11 protein-coding genes are annotated in these 14,284 nt (G+C 71.1%); 3 read left to right on the top strand and 8 right to left on the bottom strand.

Annotated features, from left to right (window positions below; genetic code table 11):
• Window positions 1-40 precede the first annotated feature (40 nt).
• The 3 genes from KBX26_RS03305 to KBX26_RS03315 form a co-directional block, all read right to left on the bottom strand.
• Entirely contained in the window at window positions 41-991 is a 951-nt protein-coding gene (locus tag KBX26_RS03305; protein WP_030337848.1) for a phosphatidylcholine/phosphatidylserine synthase, read from the bottom strand.
• Between the two features lie 344 nt (window positions 992-1,335).
• Window positions 1,336-2,292, bottom strand: a complete 957-nt coding sequence (locus KBX26_RS03310) for an NUDIX domain-containing protein (protein ID WP_247680185.1) — start codon at window positions 2,290-2,292, stop codon at window positions 1,336-1,338.
• A 373-nt stretch (window positions 2,293-2,665) separates the two neighbouring features.
• A complete protein-coding gene (locus KBX26_RS03315) occupies window positions 2,666-3,616 on the bottom strand; it encodes an NUDIX hydrolase (protein WP_030337850.1) in 951 nt (316 codons plus the stop codon).
• 143 nt (window positions 3,617-3,759) lie between these two features.
• Here KBX26_RS03315 and KBX26_RS03320 point away from each other — a divergent pair, with 143 nt between their 5' ends.
• Entirely contained in the window at window positions 3,760-4,128 is a 369-nt protein-coding gene (locus KBX26_RS03320) for a PspC domain-containing protein (protein WP_210864717.1), read from the top strand.
• 7 nt (window positions 4,129-4,135) lie between these two features.
• On the opposite strand, the gene guaA is transcribed toward KBX26_RS03320, so the two are convergent.
• Window positions 4,136-5,692, bottom strand: coding sequence for a glutamine-hydrolyzing GMP synthase (gene guaA, locus KBX26_RS03325; RefSeq protein ID WP_030337852.1), 1,557 nt, complete (start codon window positions 5,690-5,692; stop codon window positions 4,136-4,138).
• Window positions 5,693-5,844: 152 nt separating this feature from the next.
• Window positions 5,845-7,542 (bottom strand): FAD-dependent oxidoreductase, encoded by a 1,698-nt coding sequence (locus tag KBX26_RS03330; RefSeq protein ID WP_210864718.1) that lies wholly within the window; start codon window positions 7,540-7,542, stop codon window positions 5,845-5,847.
• A 144-nt stretch (window positions 7,543-7,686) separates the two neighbouring features.
• Between KBX26_RS03330 and KBX26_RS03335 the strand changes: the two genes are divergently transcribed.
• Window positions 7,687-8,805, top strand: a complete 1,119-nt coding sequence (locus KBX26_RS03335; RefSeq protein ID WP_210864719.1) for an LCP family protein — start codon at window positions 7,687-7,689, stop codon at window positions 8,803-8,805.
• Window positions 8,806-8,812: 7 nt separating this feature from the next.
• On the opposite strand, the gene KBX26_RS03340 is transcribed toward KBX26_RS03335, so the two are convergent.
• Together KBX26_RS03340 and KBX26_RS03345 are read right to left on the bottom strand one after the other, a co-directional pair.
• Entirely contained in the window at window positions 8,813-10,270 is a 1,458-nt protein-coding gene (locus tag KBX26_RS03340; protein WP_210864720.1) for a M1 family metallopeptidase, read from the bottom strand.
• A gap of 110 nt (window positions 10,271-10,380) precedes the next feature.
• Window positions 10,381-11,790, bottom strand: coding sequence for a M1 family metallopeptidase (locus KBX26_RS03345; protein ID WP_210864721.1), 1,410 nt, complete (start codon window positions 11,788-11,790; stop codon window positions 10,381-10,383).
• Between the two features lie 185 nt (window positions 11,791-11,975).
• Here KBX26_RS03345 and KBX26_RS03350 point away from each other — a divergent pair, with 185 nt between their 5' ends.
• Entirely contained in the window at window positions 11,976-13,085 is a 1,110-nt protein-coding gene (locus tag KBX26_RS03350) for a sugar phosphate isomerase/epimerase (protein ID WP_210864722.1), read from the top strand.
• A gap of 61 nt (window positions 13,086-13,146) precedes the next feature.
• Here the strand turns inward: KBX26_RS03350 and KBX26_RS03355 are convergent, their stop codons facing one another.
• A complete protein-coding gene (locus tag KBX26_RS03355; RefSeq protein WP_210864723.1) occupies window positions 13,147-14,265 on the bottom strand; it encodes a GuaB3 family IMP dehydrogenase-related protein in 1,119 nt (372 codons plus the stop codon).
• Between the last annotated feature and the right edge of the window lie 19 nt (window positions 14,266-14,284).

Below are 14,284 nucleotides of genomic sequence, written 5' to 3' on the forward strand. Positions count from 1 at the left end.
GGGGCGCCGCGGTCCGCGGCGCCCCGTTCCGTCTGCTCAATCAGGCGGTACGACGCTGCCGCAGCCAGAGAACCGGCCCGCTGACCAGGTAACCCACCACGATCAGGGCGAACGTCAGCCGGATGTCGACCAGTGCGCCGATCACCGGAGCCAACCAGAGCCACGGCGGCAGCTTCACCAGGCGGGCGAGCTTGGCGTACGGGAAGCTCGACACCATCGCGAACGCCAGCAACGCCACCCCGGCGACCAGCACGGCACCGGGCACCGGCAGGCCGATCGCCACCGTCACGGCGAGCACCGCGGCGGCCATGGTGGTGGGCACACCGCAGAAGAAGCGGCCGTCCTTCGGCGAGACGTTGAACCGGGCCAGTCGGATCGCGGCACACGCGGCGACCAGGGCGCAGGCCACCGCCGCCGCGGCCGTGGAGACCGAGCCGGCGAGCGACGCGTAGACCACGACCGGCGCGGCCAGGCCGAACGAGCACATGTCGGCCAGTGAGTCCATCTGAGCGCCGAACGGGCTGGCCACGCCGAGGCGTCGGGCCAGCGCGCCGTCCAGACCGTCGAAGCCGACGCAGGCGATCAGGCAGAGCGCGGCCATACGCACCTCACCCTGCATGGCCAGGAAGATGGCCAGCATGCCGAGCATCAGGCTGGCCAGCGTGCAGGCGTTGACCAGGCCGAACTTCATCCGGCGCGCGATGGTGCGCTCGCCGGGAAGCAGCGGGATCGAGCGGGCCTCGTCGACCTGCGCCATCGGCGGCATCGCCGGGCTGACCGGTACGACCGCGTCGATGTCCGCCCGGTCCAGGCCCAGTGTCGGGTCCACACCCAGCGTCGGTCGGCTGAGCCGGTCCAGGCCGTAACGACGGCGCTGCCGGTCGGCGTACCGGTGCTCGGTCGGGGTCAGGTCGGTCGGGTGCAGGTCGCCGTCGCGGCGACCGACCCGGACCAACAGCACCTGGCGGGCGAACGTGCTGCTGCGGCGCAACCGGCCCGCCCAGCGACGCCCTGCGGGGCGCGGACTGTCAGTAGTACGACGCCGGCGCCATGGGGCTCTCGGCACGTTTCCTCCATCACCGGATCTGCTGGCCGCCGTGGGGCGGTGTCCGGCTGTCTCGTGCCGGACCTTGCATGGCCCGGCAGCCGTTTTGCGGAGTACACCATCGCATAGGGGAACATGGCTTGGCGATAGCTGCCGGCGGTACTTATAACTGGCTTAAACCGCTCGAACCGCTCGCTTGTTCCCATCCCGGGCCTCATCGCCCGTTTCCTCCATCATTCCCGCCTTTGACTGTACCGGAGGGTCACCAACTCGGCTCAGTGAGCCGAGTGCTATCGGCCACTCTGTCCGATTGCCACGGCAGCGATGTCGCTCAACGGCAGGTCAACCGCCTCGGCCCGGGTGAACCACCCCGCCCGGGCCGTCGACCCTCCGGCGGCTTCGGTGACCGTCGCGTCAGTAGGTACGTCCACCAACACCCGATAGATCACCCGTACGCCATGCCAGTCCAGCGGACGGCCCTCCGGGCCGTACGCGGCCGGATTGTGCAGGTTGTTGACGCCGAGGAGCTCCACCACCCGGCCCACCTGCCCACCCTCCTCGACCAGCTCCCGGAGCAACCCGGTGGCTGGCTGCTCACCGTGATCGGTGCCACCGCCGGGCAGATGCCAGAGACCGGCCCCCGGATAGCCCTGCGCGATCTGCGTCAGCAGAATCCGCCCAGCAGGGTCGGTGACCAGCCCGTACGCCCCGAAGCGCAGCCGACGATCGGGGTGTGGCGGCGCAGCCGGATGCCGCAGCCGGTGCGTCCCGGGCGGCAGTGGGGTGACCGGCACACCGAGCGCCTCGGCGGTGAACGGGGTCAGCGGCACCTGCGCCACCTCCGCCGGGGAGAGCCAGCGAGACTGATCAACCAGACCAGCCCCGGCCTCGGGCTGCGCGCCTTGGGGCTGCGCATCCTGCGGCTGAGCCGCCTGGGGTCGCGGGGCATCGGACAGAGCGCCGTGGGGCGTGCTGAGTTCAAACAACAGCCGGTCGGTGTGCAGCGAGATCCTGCCCTCCGAAGAAGTGGCCACATCGGCGACCACCGCGAGCAGTCGAGACACCGTCACCGTCAACCCGACCTGTTCGGCGACCTCGCGGACCACTGCACGCTCCGGGTCCTCGGCATGCCCGACGGCACCGCCCGGCAACCGCCAGAGACCCGGGAATTCGCCTTCAACCCCGTCCCGAACCACCAGGACACGGCCCGAATCCCTGATGAGCCCGTAGACCCCGACCCGCCGCATCAATTGCACCTTTGCTCGCCCCCGCTTCGCACCCCATGCCGTTGATCATGAAGTTATCGCCATCCATCTCGCACTCTGACAATAACTTCATGATCAACGCGAGGTGGCGCATGGGAACCCACGGAGCTGGCGAACCGGCGTCACTCAGGACGAAGCGTGATCCACTCGGGTTCACGGAAGGCGCGGTGTCCCGCGCGCCGGGATACCGCGCCTTCAAGGAACCCGAGTTGATCAAGGGGGTGAGGCCAGTCGATCACAGGGCGAGGCCACTGCGCAGCGGCGGGGCGCGACCACGGGCAGCCGGCGGCAAGCCGGCAGGTCGTGCCGGACGGGGGCGCGACCGTTGGGCCGTCTCCTCGTAGACCGGCCGGGGTCAGGTTAGCTGGGCCGCCTGCACCGCCTCGGCGGTCACCTCGGTGAGGCGGTCGGTGGGGAGCGCGCCCAACTCCTCGCGGCCGAACCAGCGGGCCTCGCAGGTGGAGCCGCCCACGTCAGCCACGGTCAGCGGGTTGGGCTGGTCGACGACGACCCGGTAGAAGGCGCGTACGCCGTGCCAGTCGATCGGGTAGCCCTCCGGGCCGAGCGAGGCGGCGTCGCGGTGGCTGGCGACGCCGAGCAACTCGACGAGGCGGCCGGTCTGGCCGGTCTCCTCGACCAACTCCCGGATGAGGGCCGCGCCGGGCTGCTCACCGTAGTCGGTGCCGCCGCCGGGCAGGTGCCAGCAGCCGGCACCGGGGTAGCCGTCGGAGACCCGGGTGAGCAGGACGCGACCGGCCGGGTCGGTGCAGACCGCGTACGCGGCGAAGCGCTGGGCCCGGTGCAGCCCGTCGGGGCCGGGCACGGCGTAGAAGGAGGGGAACTCGGGTGCCTCGTCGGGCACCACGTCGGCCGAGGAGGCGGGCAGCCCGAGGGCGCGTGCGGTGAACGAGCGCAGCGGCAGTTCGCGCGCCTCGTCGAGGGTGTACCACCGGGCGAGGTCGGTGGGGCGTTCGCCGGCCCGGTCCGCGAGGGTGCCGCCGCGCACGGCCACCCGGTAGATCAGCCGGTCGGTGTGGATGGTGATGCCGCGATCCGGGAGTGCCCGCATGTCGGCGAGCACGTCGGCCAGGCCGGAGACGGCGACCGAGAGGCCGGTTTCGGCGGCGGTCTCGCGGACGACGGTGTGGTTCGGGTCCTCGCCGTGGTCGACGGCCCCGCCGGGCAGCGACCACGCCCCGGGGGTCCCGGAGTGCTCCGATGCGCGGACCAGCAGGACGCGGCCGCTTGAATCAGCACAAACTGCGTATGCCGCGATCCTGCGGAGCGGCTTGAGCAAGGTGGTCACGGAAGCAAATTCTCCCCGGGCCGGGTTACCGGAACGGAAAAGAGTCGGATTCCTGACTGTCCGGCCCCGATCAGGGATTGGTCAGGGTAATGATCCGGGCGGTCACCGAGGGCGGGGCGGACGCCAGCGCGGACCGTGGGGGTATGACATCGACCACCGCACCCCACGCCCCGTACAAGCAGCTTCGGCGACCCACCACCGACCGCATGGTCGCGGGGGTCGCCAGCGGCATCGGCCGCTACTTCGACATCGACCCCACACTGGTCCGGGTGATCTTCGCGGTCACCGGCCTGCTCACCGGCGGGCTCGCGCTGTTCGCGTACCCGATCATGTGGTTCCTGATGCCGGAGGAGCCCGCCGGCGCGCCGGCCTGGCCGCACGCCGCGGGCGTCACGCCGCAGAACGGCCCGCCGCCCACCGCCGGGCCCGCGCCCGGCGGCCCACCGCAGGGGTACGCCCCGACGCCGCCCTACCCGCCGACGACCCCGTCCAGCCCGCCGCCGGCCGCCTGAGCGGCGCTCACTCCCACTCGATGGTGCCCGGCGGCTTGCTGGTGACGTCCAGGACCACCCGGTTGACCTCGGCGACCTCGTTGGTGATCCGGGTGGAGATCCGGGCCACCACGTCGTAGGGCAGCCGGGACCAGTCGGCGGTCATCGCGTCCTCGCTGGAGACCGGGCGCAGCACCACGGGGTGCCCGTAGCTGCGTCCGTCTCCCTGCACACCGACGCTGCGCACGTCGGCGAGCAGCACCACCGGGAACTGCCACACGCCCCGGTCGAGGCCGGCGGCGGTCAACTCCTCGCGGGCGATCAGGTCGGCCTGGCGAAGCAGGTCGAGGCGCTCCTGGTCGACGGCGCCGATGATCCGGATGGCGAGGCCGGGGCCGGGGAACGGGTGCCGCCAGACCATCGCCTCGGGCAGACCCAGCTGGAGGCCGAGCGCTCGGACCTCGTCCTTGAACAGGGTGCGCAGCGGCTCGACCAGCGCGAACTTCAGGTCCTCCGGGAGGCCGCCGACGTTGTGGTGGCTCTTGATGTTGGCGGTGCCGGTGCCGCCGCCGGACTCCACCACGTCGGGGTAGAGGGTGCCCTGGACGAGGAACTCCACGTCACCGTGCGCGGCGATCTCGCGGGCCGCCGCCTCGAAGACCCGGATGAACTCCCGGCCAATGATCTTGCGCTTCTGCTCCGGGTCGGTCACCCCGGCGAGCGCGCCGAGGAACCGGTCGGCGGCGTCGACCACCTTCAGCTTGATGCCGGTGGCGGCGACGTAGTCCTTCTCCACCTGCTCGGCCTCGCCGGCGCGCAGCAGGCCGTGGTCGACGAAGACGCAGGTGAGCTGGTCACCGACCGCCTTGTGCACCAGCGCCGCGGCGACCGCCGAGTCCACCCCGCCGGAGAGGCCGCAGATGACCTCCTTGTCGCCGATCTGGGCGCGGATCCGGGCGACCTGCTCGTCGATGATGTTCTCGGGCGTCCAGGTCGGCTCGATGCCGGCGATGTCGTAGAGGAAACGGGTCAGCATCTCCTGGCCGTGCGCGGTGTGCCCGACCTCCGGGTGGAACTGCACGCCGGCCCGCCGGCCGGCCAGGTCCTCGAATGCCGCGACGGGGGCGCCCGCCGACTCGGCGGTCACCGTGAAGCCCTCGGGCGCCTCGGTGACGCAGTCGCCGTGGCTCATCCACACCGGCAGGTCGGCCGGCAGGTCCCGCAGCAGCACACCGGGGTCGAGCAGGCGGGGGCGCAGCGGGGTGCCGCCGTACTCACGGTTGCCGGTCCTGGTGACCGTGCCGCCGAGCGCCTGGGCCATCGCCTGGAAGCCGTAGCAGATGCCGAAGACCGGCACGTCGGCGTTGAACACCCCCGCGTCGATCTGCGGCGCGTCCGGGGCGTAGACGCTGGCCGGGCCACCGGACAGGATGATCGCGGCGGGGTTCTTCGCCAGCATCTCGGCGATCGGCATCGAGTGCGGCACGATCTCGGAGTAGACCTTCGCCTCACGGACCCGACGGGCGATGAGCTGGGCGTACTGGGCTCCGAAGTCCACCACGAGGACAGGGCGAGGCAGGCTCATGTGCACAAAGCCTACCGAGTGTCACCCCCGCTCCCGGCACCGGCTCGCCAGCAATCCACTCTCCCCGCGATCTTGCACTTTCTGTCCCGACAAAAGCCACGAATGCCGCGTAACGACGACCGAAAGTGCAAGATCGCGGAAGTGGCGGCGGGTCACTGTCGCAGCGCGCCTGGGGCGCCCGGGGGGACCGCCGGGTTCCTCGGGGGTACGGGGGCCAGCCGGCGGTACGGGCCGCCGAGCGGCGGTCGGGGATCTTCTTCGCCCTTGTTCGGCCAGAAGGACATGGCCCGTTCCGCCTGGGCGGTGATCGTCAGGGAGGGGTTCACGCCCAGGTTGGCCGAGACCGCCGCGCCGTCGACCACGTGCAGCCCGGCGTGCCCGTACACCCGGTGCCAGGGATCGATCACTCCGTCGGCCGCTGTCGCGCCGATGACCGCCCCGCCCAGGATGTGCGCGGTCACCGGGATGTCGAACGGCTCGGTGAGCGAGCCGCCGGCGGTGCCGCCGATCTCGTCGGCGAGCAGCCGGGCCGCTGTGTTGCCGGCCGGGATCCAGGTCGGGCTCGGGGTGCCGTGACCCGGGCCGGTGACCAGCCTGCGGCCCAGTGGGCCACGCCGCCACCGGGTGGTCAGCGAGTTGTCCACCGACTGCATGACCAGGGCGATCACCGTCCGTTCCGACCAGCCCCGGACCGACACCATCCGGGCAGCCAACCTGGGCTGCCGCACGATGCTGCCCAGCCAGCGGCGTACCCGGTGCGGGCCGCCGTCGACCAGCAGCGACTGGAGCAGCCCCATCGCGTTGGAGCCGCGCCCGTAGCGGACCGGCTCGATGTGCGTCTGCGGATCGGGGTGGAACGAACTGGTGATGGCCACCCCCTCGGTGTAGTCCAACCGCTCGGAGCGGGCGCGCTGTCGTGGCACCGAGGCGCCGAGGATCGCCTCCGAGTTGGTTCGGGTCAGCTCGCCGAGGCGCGGCGAGAGCCGGGGTAGCGCCTCGTCGGCGCGCATCGCGTGCAGCAGCCGCTGGGTGCCGAGCGCCCCGGCGGCGAAGACCACCTGGTCGGCGTGGATGACCTGCCGCCCCCGGCGCAGCCAGGCGCCGGTGCGTTCGGTGTGCACCTGGTAGCCGCCGCCGTCGGCGGGCCGGACGGCGGTCACGGTGGTCAACGGGCGGACCGTGACCCCGAGCCGCTCGGCGAGCCAGAGGTAGTTCTTGACAAGCGTGTTCTTCGCCCCGTGCCGGCAGCCGGTCATGCACGAGCCGCAGTGGGTGCAGCCGGTGCGCTCCGGGCCGGCGCCACCGAAGTACGGGTCGGCGACCCGCTGGCCGGGCCGGCCGATGTGCACGCCCACCGGGGTGGCGTGGAAGGTGTGCCCCACCCCCATCCGCTCGGCCACCGCCCGCATGGCCCGGTCCGCACCGGTGTGCACGGGGTACGTGGTGACGCCGAGCATCCGTTTCGCCTGGTCGTAGTGGTGGGCCAACTCGTCGCGCCAGTCGGTGATGTCCCGCCACTGCGGGTCGTCGTAGAAGGCCGGCAGCGGTTCGTAGAGGGTGTTCGCGTAGACCAGCGAACCGCCGCCCACCCCGGCGCCGGAGAGCACCAGCACCCCACCGCCGGATCGTCGGTCGGCCGGGCGGAGCAGGGTGAGTCGTTGGATGCCGTAGCAGCCCAGCTTCGGTGCCCAGAGGAACCGGCGGACCCGCCAGGACGTCTGCGGGAACTCCTCGTCGGTGAAGCGGCGGCCGGCCTCCAGCACCGCCACCGAGTAACCCTTCTCGGCGAGTCGGAGCGCGGTGACGCTGCCACCGAAGCCGGACCCGATGACGACCACGTCGTACCGCATGAAGGCATCATTACTCGTGAGTAGCGCTCGCGCCAGCGGCACTTTTCGCGCGATCATGCTCCGGCCGACCGACCCGGCGCCTCCCGGCCGCAACCCGGAGCACCCGTCGGAGCGTTGTTCACCAGACGGGTGGGAGGAATCCACATGGTTCTCGGGTCGATGGCACCACGCCGACGGTGGCTGCTGCTGGGGCTCACGGCCCTCGCCGTGGTCGCGCTGATCGCGGCCGGCGCCGTGGTGGCCACCCGGCTGACCGGTGACAACACGCCGGGCGGCGCTCCGGTGGCCGGCTCACCGACCCCGTCGCCGGTCGGCACGCCCACCCCGAGCCCCAGCGGTCCACCGCCGGGCGCGGACATCACCGGCCCACTCAACCTGCTGCTGGTCGGTGTGGACACCCGGGTCAGCGTGCCCGGATGGGAGCCGCACTCGGACGCCGTGCTGGTGCTGCACGTACCCAAGGGACTGAACCGGGCGTACCTCTTCTCACTCCCCCGCGACCTGCTCGTGGACATCCCGGCGTTCCCGAAGGCCGGCTACAAGGGCGGCAAGACCAAGCTCACCCACGCGATGAGCTTCGGCAGCCGGGTGCCGGGCAAACCCAAACAACCCAGCACCGCCCAGGGGTACGAGCTGCTGCGCAGCACGGTCAGCGGTTACACCGGGCTGCGCATCGACGCTGGCGCGGTGCTCACGTTCAACGGGTTCGACCGGCTGGTCGACGAACTGGGCGGGGTGGACATCTACGTCGACCAGCGGGTCGAGTCGCTGCACCGTCGACCGGACGGCAAGTACCGCGAGCCCGCGCCGGGCGGGTACAAGGGGCCGCAGCAGGTCTACGAGAAGGGCGAGCGGCACCTCAATGGCTGGCAGGCGCTGGACTACGCGCGGCAGCGCTACATCACCGGCGGCGACTACGCCCGGCAGCGTCACCAGCAGCAGCTGATCCGGGCGATGACCCGCAAGATCCTGGACGAGGGCCTGGCCAAGCAACCGGAGCGCGTCGACAAGGTGGTCTCCGCGCTGGGCGACACGTTGGTCTACGTCGGCGGACGCCGGATCGTCGACATCGCGTACGCCCTCAGTGGCCTGCCGGAGAACCGTTTCACGCTGGTCGGGCTGCCCGGTTCCGGTGTCGGCAAGGGCAGCGCCTACCGGGGTGAGCAGCTGACCGCCGAGGGCCGCACGTTCCTCACCGAACTGCGCGCCGGTCGCGCCGACGCGTACCTGGACGCCCACCCCAAGCTGGTCGTCAAGAACTGACCGGCGCTCAGAGCCGCTTGGGCGGGGCGGGCTTCTTGGTGCCGTACAGCCAGGCGTCGAAGAGCGCGTCGAGCTTCTTGCCGGAGACCCGCTCGGCGAGGGCCACGAACTCGGCGGTGGTGGCGGTGCCGTCGCGCTTCTCCGCCGCCCAGGTCTTGACGATCTCGAAGAACGCCTCGTCGCCCACGGCCACCCGCAGGGCGTGCACCGTCATCCCGCCGCGCTGGTAGACCGACTCGCTGAACAGCTTCTCCGCACCCGGCTTGCCCGGCGGTGTCTGCCACACCTGCGCGGACATCTCGACGTAGCGGGTGTCGAACGCCTCCTTGGCGGTGTACTCGTCGGTGTGCTCCGCCCAGAGCCACTCCGCGTACGTCGCGAAGCCCTCGTTGAGCCAGATGTCCTCCCACTTGGCCAACGCGACGCTGTCGCCGAACCACTGGTGGGCCAACTCGTGGGCGACGACCTCGGTGTTCTCGCCCTGCCGGAAGAAGCTCGCCGCGTACACCGGTCGGCTCTGCGTCTCCAGGGCGTAGGAGATCCGGCTGTCGGAGACCACCACACCGCCGTACGCGTCGAACGGGTACGGCCCGAACACGCTCTCCAGGTAGTCGGCCACGTCCACGGTCCGGGCGATCGACGCGTCCGCGCTCCCCTTGGCCAGGTTGGTGGTGACAGCGTTGTAGACCGGGCGGCCCTTGTGCTCACCGGTGGTGATCCGGAACTTGCCGATCACCAGCGTGCTCAGATAGCTGGCCATCGGCGACTTCTCCGACCACTTCCAGGTGGTCCAACCGCCCGAGCTGACCTTCCCGCCGGGAACGCCGTTGCTGATCGCGGTCAGCCCGTCCGGAACGGTGACCTCGAAGTCGTAGGCCGCCTTGTCCGACGGGTGGTCGTTGACCGGGAACCAGGTGCTGGCCGATTCGGGCTGACCCAGCGCGATGGCACCGTCGGCGGTGTGCAGGAAGCCGCCGTCACCGAGCGTCTCGTTCTTCAACGGCTTCGGCTTGCCGGCGTAGGTGATCTCGACGACGAACCCGTTGCCGTTGATCAGGCCGGACGCCGGCTTGATCACCAGCTCGTTGCGCTTGCGGCTGTGCGTCGCCGGTGCGCCGTCCACGGTGACCGCGCTGACGGTCAGGCCGGCCAGGTCGAGGTTGAACGTCGACAGGTCGGTGGTCGCGGTGGCCCGCACCGTGGTCGTACCCGTCAACTGGTCCTTGGCCGGGTCGTAGCGCACCTTCACGGTGTACCGGCCGACGTCGTAGCCGCCGTTGCCGTAGGTCGGGAAGTAGGTGTCGCCGACCCCGTCGGCACCCGCCGTGAACGTCCGCGCCGTGGCGGAGGACGTGCTCGGTGACGGTGCCGTCTCCGGGCCCGTCGAGTCGCATCCGGACAGTGCCAGCGCACCGGTCACCACCAGAGCGGCACCCGTCCGCAGTCTGTGCCGCGTCCCCCGCATCCCACACCCTCTCCGCACGGTGGCCGGTCACGGCCTCCGCCGCTCCGCACGAACGGGCGCCTACCCGCCGTTCACCGGCGGCAGCATATCGACCGGGCGGCCGGGCCGGGTCACGGCAGTGTGGGGGCCGACCCACCCACCAGCCAGGCGTCGAAGAGCGGGCGCAGTTGCCGCTGCGCGACCCGCTCGGCCAGCGAGACGAGGTCCGCGGTGGTCGCGTTGCCTCCCGCCCGCTCGGCGGTCCAGGTGCGCAGGATGCGGAAGAAGAGGTCGTCACCGACGGTGCGGCGCAACGCGTGCACGGCGAGCGCACCCCGCTTGTAGACGGCAGTGCCGAACATCTGCTCCCGGCCCGGCTCGACCGACGGCTGCCTCCAGTCGGTCGCCGCGTACTGCATTTCGAAGTTGCGCTGGGCGGTCCGGCCGCCGTCGTGCTCCTCCCACAGCCACTCGGCGTAGCTGGCGAAACCCTCGTTGAGCCAGATGTCACCCCACCTGGTCAGTGACACGCTGTCGCCGAACCACTGGTGCGCCAGCTCGTGTGCGACGACGCTCGGGTTCGGCCGGTCGTCGGCGAAGAAGGCCGGCCCGTAGACCGGTCGGGACTGGGTCTCCAGGGCGTACCCGACCCGGTCGTCGGCGATCACGATCCCCCCGTACGAGTCGAACGGGTACGGGCCGAAGCGGCTGGCCAGGAAGTCGGCGATCGCGCCGGTGCGGGCCAGCGAGGTGGCCGCCCCACCGGTCGCCGGCAGGCTCGCGGCCACCGCCGTCACCATCGGCCGGCCGGCGTGCGTGCCGGTCACCACCCGGTAGTCACCGATCACGAGGGTGCTCAGGTAGCTGGCCATCGGGGTGCGCTCCGACCACCGCCAGGTGGTCCACCCGTCGGCGCTGCTCCTCGGCAGCGGCACGCCGTTGCTCAGCGCGGCCAGGCCGTCCGGGACGGTCACCGCCAGCTCGTAGGTGGCCTTGTCCGAAGGGTGGTCGTTGACCGGGAACCAGGTGGCGGCCGAGTGGGGTTGGCCGAGCGCCACCGCGCCGTCGCTGGTGTGCAGGAAACCGCCGCTGCCCAATGCCCCGTCGTCGACGGCAGTCGGTACGCCCGCGTAGTCGACGGTCACGGTGAACTGCCGCCCCCGCGGTACGCCGTCGCGGGGCGTCACCACCAGTTCGCCGTCGCCGCGCCGGTACTCGGCCGCCGCGTCGCCCACGCTGACCGCGCCGACCTCCAGGCCGGCCAGGTCCAGGTTGAACCGGGACAGGTCCTGGGTGGCGGTGGCGGTGATGACGGCCTTCCCGGTCAGCCGGTCGGTCGACGGGTCGTAGCGGACGTCGAGACCGTAGTGCGCGACGTCGTAGCCGCCGTTGCCGCGCCCCGGCACGTACGGGTCGCCGACGTCGGCCGCGCCGGGCCGGAAGCCGTCGCGCTCATCGCCCGTACAGCCGGCCGCCGCGACCAGCCCGAGGACGCAGGTCAGCGCGGCGGCGACCCGCAGTCTCCGTCCGGTCAGGACCATGCGCACTCCTCCTGCGGCACTCCGCTCAGGCCGAGCCTAGCCAGCATCGCGGGCCGCGCGGCCGGTATCGACGATCATCAGTAACTTTCGTTGAATCAAACAAAAGACGACGTCGATCGAACCTTTCTTTCGACTTAGACCGACGTTAGTGTCTGTTCCCGACCACCGTCGCGAAAGGTGGAACCATGCCCGACCACACCGCCCCCGACGCCACCCCCACCGGCCGACTCAGCCGTCGGTCCCTGCTCGCCGCGTCCGCCGGCGCCGCCGCCGCGATCGGCGCGGCCGGCCTGCCCGTCCTGGCCACCGGCACCCCCGCGCTCGCCAACCCCAAGAGCAAGCTGCGGGTCGAACCGCTGATCCCGGCGAAGAACCGCGGCATCATCCTCTACAGCGTCCGCGACCGGATCACCGCCGCGCCCGACGACAGCGGAGTCCCGTACGGCTTCGAGCGCGTCCTCGCCCGACTCGCCGAAATCGGTTACAAGGAGATCGAGTTCGCCGGCTACACCCAGAGCACCGAGATCCTGGGCCGGCAGATCACCCCCGCCGAGATCCGCAAGATCCTCGACGACAACGGCCTGGTGGCCAACGGCACCCACGCCACGATCCAGCCGGCCACCTTCCAGCAACAACTGGACATCGCCGAGGAACTCGGCATGAAGAACATCGGCACCGGCAGCGACCCGACCAACAGCGCGTACAAGGCCGAGTGGGACGCCGCCGCGGACATCTGGAACGAGCTGGGCCGGCAGGCCAGGGCCCGGGGCATGCGGCTCTACACGCACAACCACGACGCCGCGTACAGCTTCCTGATCGACCGGGGCCCGCGCGACGCGCAGGGCCGGCAGACCCGGTCCTCCGGCATCCGCCGCCTGGAGTACTTCTTCGAGATCACCGACCCGCGGTACGTCTTCTTCGAGCTGGACATCTACTGGGCCTACGTGGCCCGCTACAAGCACCAGAAGTACATCAACCCGGCCGGCCAGGAGGTGACCGACCTGTTCGACCCGATCCTCACCGTGGCCGACCGGACCACCCGGTTCCCGCTCTTCCACGCCAAGGACGGCGACCGGGACACCACTGTCCCCAACGGGTACCAGATGACCCCGCTGGGCGACGGCGACCTCAACTTCCAGCAGTTCTTCCAGACCATCGGCGAGCGCAACTTCCACCACGCCAACTGGGAGATGGACACCGCCCCCGGCGGCGCTGACAACAAGGGCCAGTCGCTCGACTTCGCGGCGACCAGCTACCGCAACATGTCCGACCTGACCATCTACCTGGAGAAGTGACAGCCGGCTGAACACGACGAAGGCCGGCCCGTGCGGGCCGGCCTTCGGACGTCAGGAGCGGTCAGCGGTCGAGGACCAGACCGACCTTCTGGAACTCCTTCAGGTCGCGGTAACCACACTTGGCCATCGCCCGACGCAGCCCGCCGAACAGGTTCAGCTGACCGTCGGCCTCGTCGGCCGGCCCGAAGAGCAACTGCTCCATCGACCCGAGCGGATCACCGGAAACCTCGAAGGCACCCCGGGGCAGCGACGGGTGGCTCGCCGCCGAGTGCCACCAGGCACCACCGGCGGGGGCCTCCTCGCACAGCGACAGCGGCTCACCGAGCATCACCGCGTCAGCGCCGCAGCCGAGCGCCTTGGCGATGTCACCCGAGGTCTGGATGTCACCGTCGGCGATCAGGTGCACGTACCGGCCGCCGGTCTCGTCCAGGTAGTCACGGCGGGCCGCCGCGGCGTCGGCGATCGCGGTGGCCATCGGCACCCGGATGCCCAGCACCGACTCGGTGGTCGACCACTCGTCACCACCGATGCCCACGATCACCCCGGCCGCGCCGGTGCGCATCAGGTGCAGCGCCGTCTTGTAGTCGGTGCAGCCACCGACGATCACGGGCAGGTCGAGGTCGGCGATGAACTCCTTGAGGTTCAGCGGCTCGTCAGTGGTCGACACGTGCTCGGCCGAGACGATGGTGCCCTGGATGACCAGGATGTCCACACCGGCGTCCAGGATCACCGGCGCCAGCGCCAGGGTGTGCTGCGGGGAGACCCGCACCGCCACCGTGCCGCCACCGGCGCGCAGCTCACGGACCCGCTCCGCGATCAGGTCCGGGCGGATCGGCTCCGCGTACACCTCTTGGAGCCGCTTGGTGGCGCGGGCGTCCTCGTCGAGGCCGGCCAGCTCGTCCAGCACCTTCGTCGGGTTCTCGTAGCGGGTCCAGAGCCCCTCCACGTTGAGCACGCCGAGGCCGCCGAGCTGACCGAGACGCACCGCCGAGGACGGGCTCATGGTGGCGTCGGAGGGGTGGCCGACGCACGGAATGCCGAACGGGTACGCGTCGAGCTGCCAGGACGTCGACACGTCGTCGACGTCCCGGGTGCGGCGGCTCGGCACGATGGCGATGTCGTCCAGGTGGTAGCCGCGCTGCGCGGTCTTGCCCAGCCCGATCTCGACCACGTCACGCATGGGGGACTCCAGGTGGTTG

The sequence above is a fragment of the Micromonospora sp. C97 genome (assembly GCF_018070385.1).
GTDB classification, from domain to species: Bacteria; Actinomycetota; Actinomycetes; order Mycobacteriales; family Micromonosporaceae; genus Micromonospora; species Micromonospora parva.

What these genes read in the sequence shown, in the direction of transcription:
- KBX26_RS03310 (WP_247680185.1), bottom strand. Translation starts at nt 2,292, where the DNA reads ATGCGGCGGGTCGGGGTCTACGGGCTCATCAGGGATTCGGGCCGTGTC.
- KBX26_RS03320 (WP_210864717.1), top strand. Translation starts at nt 3,760, where the DNA reads ATGACATCGACCACCGCACCCCACGCCCCGTACAAGCAGCTTCGGCGA.
- guaA (WP_030337852.1), bottom strand. Translation starts at nt 5,692, where the DNA reads ATGAGCCTGCCTCGCCCTGTCCTCGTGGTGGACTTCGGAGCCCAGTAC.
- KBX26_RS03330 (WP_210864718.1), bottom strand. Translation starts at nt 7,542, where the DNA reads ATGCGGTACGACGTGGTCGTCATCGGGTCCGGCTTCGGTGGCAGCGTC.
- KBX26_RS03335 (WP_210864719.1), top strand. Translation starts at nt 7,687, where the DNA reads ATGGTTCTCGGGTCGATGGCACCACGCCGACGGTGGCTGCTGCTGGGG.
- KBX26_RS03340 (WP_210864720.1), bottom strand. Translation starts at nt 10,270, where the DNA reads ATGCGGGGGACGCGGCACAGACTGCGGACGGGTGCCGCTCTGGTGGTG.
- KBX26_RS03345 (WP_210864721.1), bottom strand. Translation starts at nt 11,790, where the DNA reads ATGGTCCTGACCGGACGGAGACTGCGGGTCGCCGCCGCGCTGACCTGC.
- KBX26_RS03350 (WP_210864722.1), top strand. Translation starts at nt 11,976, where the DNA reads ATGCCCGACCACACCGCCCCCGACGCCACCCCCACCGGCCGACTCAGC.
- KBX26_RS03355 (WP_210864723.1), bottom strand. Translation starts at nt 14,265, where the DNA reads ATGCGTGACGTGGTCGAGATCGGGCTGGGCAAGACCGCGCAGCGCGGC.